The sequence below is a fragment of the Pseudoalteromonas sp. SW0106-04 genome, from assembly GCF_001293805.1.
Lineage (GTDB): Bacteria > Pseudomonadota > Gammaproteobacteria > Enterobacterales > Alteromonadaceae > Pseudoalteromonas > Pseudoalteromonas ruthenica.
Genome location: NZ_BCAI01000003.1, coordinates 360,567 through 367,099 on the forward strand (window position 1 = coordinate 360,567; position 6,533 = coordinate 367,099).

Annotated in this window: 5 protein-coding genes; 2 read left to right on the top strand and 3 right to left on the bottom strand. The window is 47.3% G+C overall.

Features of this window, described 5'->3' with window-relative positions:
• The first annotated feature begins 61 nt into the window (after positions 1-61).
• Positions 62-1,285, top strand: a complete 1,224-nt coding sequence (locus W04_RS06290; protein ID WP_022946695.1) for an EAL domain-containing protein — start codon at positions 62-64, stop codon at positions 1,283-1,285.
• Between the two features lie 224 nt (positions 1,286-1,509).
• Positions 1,510-2,220 (top strand): response regulator transcription factor, encoded by a 711-nt coding sequence (locus tag W04_RS06295; protein ID WP_045980468.1) that lies wholly within the window; start codon positions 1,510-1,512, stop codon positions 2,218-2,220.
• Here the strand turns inward: W04_RS06295 and W04_RS06300 are convergent.
• From W04_RS06300 to W04_RS06310, 3 genes are read right to left on the bottom strand one after another with little or no spacing between them, the layout of a single operon-like run.
• Entirely contained in the window at positions 2,217-3,893 is a 1,677-nt protein-coding gene (locus tag W04_RS06300; protein WP_053910212.1) for an SEL1-like repeat protein, read from the bottom strand. The genes W04_RS06295 and W04_RS06300 overlap by 4 nt on opposite strands.
• Positions 3,894-3,953: 60 nt before the next feature.
• Positions 3,954-5,465: a YifB family Mg chelatase-like AAA ATPase gene (locus W04_RS06305; protein WP_053910213.1), complete on the bottom strand. Its 1,512-nt coding sequence runs from the start codon at positions 5,463-5,465 to the stop codon at positions 3,954-3,956.
• 36 nt (positions 5,466-5,501) lie between these two features.
• On the bottom strand, positions 5,502-6,116 hold the full coding sequence (locus tag W04_RS06310; protein WP_045980470.1) for a trimeric intracellular cation channel family protein: 615 nt from the start codon (positions 6,114-6,116) through the stop codon (positions 5,502-5,504).
• Between the last annotated feature and the right edge of the window lie 417 nt (positions 6,117-6,533).

Genomic DNA, 6,533 nt, shown 5'->3' on the forward strand with positions numbered 1-6,533 from the left:
ATTTAGTTGCAGGGCTTAGCAACCACTTCTACATTACAATAAGGGATTAGAGGGAGAATGGATGAAAACCTACACGCAAGCCAATCTGCAACATAAATACCGTGTTGCCATCGTCGACGACTCACCAGCCATTTTAGTGGTGCTGCGGGCGGTGTTTAATGAACTAGGTATTGAGGAAGTGTCTACATTCGATGACGCTGAGTCGGCCTATGCGGCGATCGAAAAAGCGCCTAGCCTTTACGATATTGTGTTAACAGATCTGAACATGCCCGGCATGGACGGTATGGCTTTTATGCGTAAACTCGGGGAGCTCAAATACGGAGGAGCTGTTGTCATTGTATCCGAGATGCACCCAGAGATAATTGCCCTTGCAGCACGCGTAGCTAGGCAGCACCAAGTACATTTGTTGGGAAATATAGAAAAGCCCGTGCACTTGCATTATGTTGAGCACCTAATTCAGAAACTTGAATGTTTACATGCTTCTTCTAGAGACCCTTTGCGCACCGTTTCTGAAATCGCCCTTTTAGACGCCATTAGTCACAGCCGTGTCCTTCCTCTTTACCAGCCCAAGCGACACATTAGTAACGGTAAAGTGGTGAGCCTAGAAGTGATGTCACGCATACTTCCCCGCTATCAAGATAGTGATTCCATGCCTGAGTGCTTCGTTGACGTTGCTCGTGACAATGAGTTACTTAACTTATTGACCTTTCAGCTAATTGAGAAGGCTGCCAAAGATTTAAGTTCTTTTCGGCACGCGTATGGCTCGCACCTAAAACTGGCAATTAATCTCCACCCTTGCCAGCTCGCAGACCTTAGTTGCCCTGACAAGTTAGCGTTAATATTATCACTTAATCAACTTGCTCCAGCAGACATCTTGATTGAAATGACAGAGCATCAGCCACTTAATGATAAACATATTCTAGAGACCATTAGCCGCTTGAAAATGCGTGGATTTGAGCTTTCTTTAGACGACTTCGGCAGTGGTTTTACTGAGGAGGAGCAACTGAGGAGTTTGCCACTTGATGAAATCAAAGTGGGACAACCTCTCATTTCTCATATTGAACGCGACAATTTTGCGCAACAGATAGTCTATCGCTTGGATGATTTGGCCACTGACCGCAAGTTACGCTTATGTGCCGTTGGATTAAGCAGCACGCAGGAGTTAGACTACTTAGCTCAACGCTTTCCACATATGTATGTTCAGGGGCCACTGGTGTGCAAGCCGCTTTCTCGAGAGGATTTACTCGTCTGGCTTGAACAACAAACAACACAAGCTAGCAACTGAGTGAACCCACCTTTGAAACAGTTGTTAACAATCTAAGCGTGCCAACTACTGTTTATTGAACCAACATTCAGATATTCTTCTTTCCTAGGCTGCCCCCATGCAGCCAGAGAATAATGCAAAAACTTCAACTTTATCGTAAAGTATGGTTGAAATTTGTTCCCATTGAGTAAGCTGATAATATTGAATGCAGTCGCTGCTGTCTGTTTGATTCTAGGTGTATTTGAATGTCGATTAATGTATTACTTGTTGAAGATGATGAGTTGCTGGTAAAGCGCATAGAGAATCACTTCACGGGCACTGAGTTTACTATCCACGTAGATACTACGGGTAGTAATGCTTTGCCTATGGTTCAAGCCTCACAAGCAACTGGCCAGCAGCCGATTCAACTGGCCATTGTCGATATTGTACTACCAGAGCAGGACGGCCTGATGTTGGCTAGAGAGCTGACTACCTTGACAGAAATCGGCGTTATCGTGCTCTCAAGCCGAGACTCACAATCCGATCGTATTGCCGGACTTGCACAAGGCGCAGACGACTATATTTGTAAGCCTGTCGATTTGTTAGAGCTCGAGTTAAGAATGCGTGCGGTTTATAAGCGCTTAAACGGCTCGGCAAGTCAAGAAGACTCTACCGAGTACATTGAATATGCAGATTTCAAGCTTCATCCAGATAATCGCACTCTCGTTACCGCAACAGGTGAGGAGATGCGCCTAACCGAAGCCGAGCATAAGGTGCTTATTTGCCTGATTGCCAATGCTGGCAAGGCAACATCACGGGAGAAAGTATCGGAAGAAATAGGCCAGCCAGATTGGAGCCCAACCGATAGAACGGTAGATGTTCTTATCGGCAGGTTACGCAAAAAGTTAGGGGATGAAAAAGAGCAAAAACGTATTGTCACTGTTCGTGGCAAGGGTTATATGCTCTCTTCTAGCTAAAAAATGAGCTGCCCCTTTTGATAAGCCGCTAGAGTTTGCTCAAAAGGCTGTTGCACATAAGACTGATCTTCTGCTTCACTCAAAGCCTGTTCTTGGTAGTCGATCGCCTCATCAAAATTACCTAACTTCGCGTGAGCGGCCGCTAAATAGGCGTACGCTAAAGGATGGTCGGTCTCATCACTGACCCGCTCCGCAAGGGCAATAGCATTTTTGAGCTGTGCGCCATTATCCGAGTAGCGAACATACCACCCAGCTAACTCTCGCATCGCAATTAACTCACCCTGCTTAGCGGCCTCATTAAGCCAGTAGCGAGCTAGCTCCAATTGCTCTCGTTGCCCTGATGCTTGCGTAAGTAAACAACGACCAAGCTGGAGCTGGGCACGACTATGCTGGCGCTCGGCGGCTTCGAGTAGCAATCGTTGGTTACAGTTAATTCCGAGTTGATAAAGCATATCGCTATGCCCAGCTGCCGCAGCTTTGAGCTGCCAATAGCGCCATTGCTGCTCCTTCTCTTTATTAACCAAAGGTTTTACATCAGCGTAAGCTACTACGCTGTGGTTCTCATAGCTCGCCTGTTGCTCTTGGTTATTGTAAAAAAACCGTGCTAAATACCAGTTGCTATCACCCAACAATCCCTGCTCTGCACCCAGTGACCACTGACTCATCACTTCCCGCGCATGCTCGTCTAATTGACTGGGGATATCAATATGCTCAAAAGCCGACACTTCTTGAACACGCCCCTGATTATCAACGTTCACTAGGTAGTTGAAATTATAGTAACTGGGGTCAATCGTTTTTGTAGGAGTAAAATCAGGCTGTGTAATCGAATTAAAACGGACCATTGGCGCTTGCTTTGCCACAACTTGCACGTCGCTATCCACTGGCCATAACTCAGGTTGATAATCGAGTACTCTTAGCAGTTCAGCCAACTCAGCTTGAGCATCAACATCTCCACGCCGGGCTTGCTGTAATAAGTGTTGCTGCTTGGTACGTAACTGCTGCATCACCTCGCTATCAGGTGAGCCACTAAACACCCCTCGTATAACCGCATTATGAAATACTTCACCTGAATAACTAAAGCGTGTTTCATCCAGCTTTTCGGCAATACTTTGTGCGAACTCTGGTGCAGGGTAGCTGTGCAGTAAAATATAATCCCTCGGAATACCTTGACTATCTATATCAAAAATATAGCTCGCGACACCAGGGACCCCATCGCTCTTTAGTCCGCTAGGGTATTCAGTGGGTGGATTAATGCGTTTGCTTGGTGCGGGGTTATATGTCAGTGCACGGCTTAGTTCATAGCGTACAGTGGCGCTACCTTGACGACCAATCTCGGCAATCAGCTGCTGAGCTAGGCGCTGTGCCCGTTGTAATTCATCACTGCTTAGACGCTTAATAACAGACTTTCGGGCCTGTTGCGCCATTTTGAAATCGTTGGCCATCGCCACAGAGAAATATGCATACGCTTTAACGGGGTCGGCCTTAACGCCTTGACCACGTAGGTACTGTACAGCTAAGTTAAATTGGCTGCGACCATCGCCTAACTCGGCCGTCTTTTCAAAAAGAGTAAAGGCGCGTTGATAATCTTGATTTAAATACAGGTCCATCGCTTCATTGGCATTACCCCAGCTTAACATGGGGGCAAGCGCTACGGTTAAAATCCACGCTTTCATTGTTCACTCCTAGCAGTTCTAAGCGCCAATGTTAACAGCTGGTAAATAACCGCGCAATGGCTATTCCCCAAGCCGAGCCAGTAGACGTTCAAAGGCACGGTAGCTTAGCGCTTCTTTAATATGCTCTACTTGGATATTCGCCATCGCATTCAAATCGGCAATAGTTCGAGCTACTTTTATCACACGATGGTGCGAGCGCGGAGATAACTGTAAGCGCTCACTAGCTAGCGCCAAATATTCATGACTTTTCGCATCTAAACGACAGTGTTGGCTGAGCTCTTTATTGGATAGTAAGGCATTCACAACCCCTTGGCGCTGCAGCTGGAATTCATAAGCTTGCTCAACGCGCTTCCTGACCGTAGCACTTGACTCTTGTTTACTGTCTTTCAATAACTCAGTGCTGGGGATTCTAGATAACTCTATCTGTAAGTCTATGCGGTCAACAAATGGCCCAGAAATACGAGACAAATAGCGGAGCACTTGCTCAGGGTTGGCTCTTTTGTCGGTATGATGTCCTGTTGGGCTTGGGTTTAACGCTGCAATAAGTTGAAACCGTGCAGGGAACTCAACTTGAATCGCGGCTCTAGAGATAGTGACGACACCTGTTTCCATGGGCTCACGCAGACTATCAATAACTTTGCGCTCAAACTCTGGCAACTCATCAAGAAACAACACACCGTTGTGTGCCAGTGATATTTCTCCGGGCTTTGGCTTTGATGAGCCGCCAACAAGGGCTACTGCTGAGCAGGTATGATGTGGAGAACGAAAAGGTCGCTGCCGCCAACTCGCCAAATCAATATCGTGTCCTGAAACCGAATATACGGCTGCGGTCTGTAATGCCTGATCCGTCGTCATCCGTGGCATAATCGTTGCCATGCGCTGCGCTAACATTGATTTTCCAGTACCAGGAGGGCCTGTAAACAAGACATTGTGTCCGCCGGCAGCAGCTATCTCAAGTACACGTTTCGCCAACTCTTGGCCCTTCACCTCACTAAAATCAACTGGCAGTTCAGGGCTGGCATTAACCATCTCGGACTGTGGCAGGAGCAAAGGTAGCGACTGCTGATTATTGAGGTCTAGCCAAACTTGGTGCAGCGAATTTGCACATTTGCACTGCGCATCAGCGACAAGTTCAGCTTCCCTTTCATTTTCTGAACTCAAATATGCTGTACGCTGCGCATTTCTCACCGCCATCATTGCCGGTAACACCCCGCGTACAGGCCTTAACTTACCATCTAACCCAAGCTCAGCTAAAAACTCACAAGCCAAGGGTTGCGACACCGTTAGCTGCCCTGAGGCGATAAGTATACCTATAGCGATAGCCAAGTCATAACGGCCACCCTCCTTAGGTAAGTCAGCGGGGGCTAAATTCACCGTTATTCTTTGACTGGGGAACACAAAGTGACTGTTCTCCAATGCGCTGCGTACCCGATCTTTGGCTTCTTTAACCGAGGTTTCAGGAAGCCCAACTATATTAAATGCGGGCAACCCGGAGCCAAGATAGACCTCAACCGTCACCTGTGGTGTTTCTATACCGACTTGAGCACGAGTAAATACATGAGCCAGTGACACATCCTTGTTCCTACACTAGTTAGTTCTCTATACAGTTTAGTTGTGATAGCGGAAAACATGTAAGCTTAATTGCCATCTAATAGCGGCAAGGCGCACCATCAGTGTCGTCAGCCCGCCAATCCACATAGCAAGCTGTTGGTTTATTTCCATACTAACTAGTTGTGCATACAAGCCAGCCCCAATAGCACAGGCAATAGCATAAAGCGGCCCCTTAAGCAGCATAGGTACTTCTCTTGCTAACACATCACGGATCATACCGCCAAAACAGCCAGTCAAAACTCCCATGATCACCGCCGTCATCACTGGCACCCCTGCTCCCAATGCCTTTTGCGCCCCCATAATTGCAAAGAAGGCTATCCCCAGGGCATCTGCCAATTGCAATAAGAAATGAGGAAAGCTTTGGCGAATATTTAACCACACTATAGTTATCGCCACTGTCACTAATATGGTTATAAAGTAACTGGTGTCATGCACCCAAAACACTGGCATATCGAGAATGAGATCTCGCAGTGTACCGCCGCCTATTGCTGTGACCGAAGCGAGTACGATAACACCAAAGCCATCCATTGATTTTTCGTGCGCCAACAAAGTGCCGGAAATAGCGAAGACTGCGACTCCTAGCAAGTCAAACCAATGATAGAGTTCTCCCATTTCTCAATACTCAATTGCTCTATAGTAAACAGTAAGATAGCACCCAATAGGCGCCCCGCGAAGGAAGAATGGTATATTTGGTTGTAGGTCAGGGTTTATCCTGACTGGGGTATGCAAGGCTAAAAGCCTTGCCTACGGGTGTGGGATTTTCTGGTGTTTAGTTCTGTTGTGGGTCAGGATTTATCCTGGCTAGGATGATGCAAGGCTAAAGCCTTGCCTTCAGGTGTGGTGACAGATGATGCTGTGTTGTAGGTCAGGATTCATCCTGACTAGGATGTTGCAAGGCTAAAAGCCTTGCCTACAGGTGTGGTGACAGGTGTTTGGTTGTGTTGTAGGTCAGGGTTTACCCTGACTAGGTGATTGCAAGGCTGAAGCCTGGCCTGCGGGCGGTTTGGGAGAGCGCTTTTCTGCACGCAT